This is a genomic window from Psychrobacter sp. 1Y4 (genome assembly GCF_051847555.1).
Genome location: NZ_JBPYDE010000817.1, coordinates 1 through 604, shown reverse-complemented (window position 1 = coordinate 604; position 604 = coordinate 1). Strand labels below are relative to the sequence as shown.

The following is a 604-nucleotide window of genomic DNA, read 5'->3' as shown; positions in this document are numbered from 1 at the left end:
AACTACCATATTCATATGCTCTTTCAGAAATAAGAGCTTATGGGGACGAAGTAGAGAATTTCTTACGTTTTTTATCCTTACAAGCAAGTTTTCAAAATAGCTTTAAGATAGATCATGAAGTCTTTATCAAAAAATGCTTTCAAAGGGATGATAAAAAAGGCTACGAGTCAGAAAAGGAATTTAAAGATAGTTGTGCTCTAATCAATGAGTTTTTACCACTGTATACTTTAAGGGTAAAAACACTTGTTGGAGTAGATGTTACTAGTGTAGGCGTTATAGGACAAACCATAGATATTTTTATTAAGCAATATTCTGATCGCTATCAAGATTATGATCCTAAAGCTTATTTAGCGACCAAGGTCAAATTCGATATCCTATTATTTAATAAAGAACAATCCATAGTAGATATATTCATTAAACAAGTGGAAATTGATTCAATTAAATATAGTTGTAAAGATAATTTTTATTTTGTCAGAGCTAGTTGCCATCATTCTAAGCTTAGTGAGTTGGTTGATATATTTGAAAATAAATTAGAGCAGATATTGCACAAATTTGATCACGAAGAGTCGCCAGAATCTCATTCTGATAACTATCTAAATTTCTC

General features: G+C 30.3%; 1 protein-coding gene. It reads left to right on the top strand.

The features are described from left to right. Positions 1-604 (top strand): hypothetical protein (locus ACS8FC_RS19050; protein WP_439297942.1); only part of this gene is annotated, 604 nt, incomplete at both ends.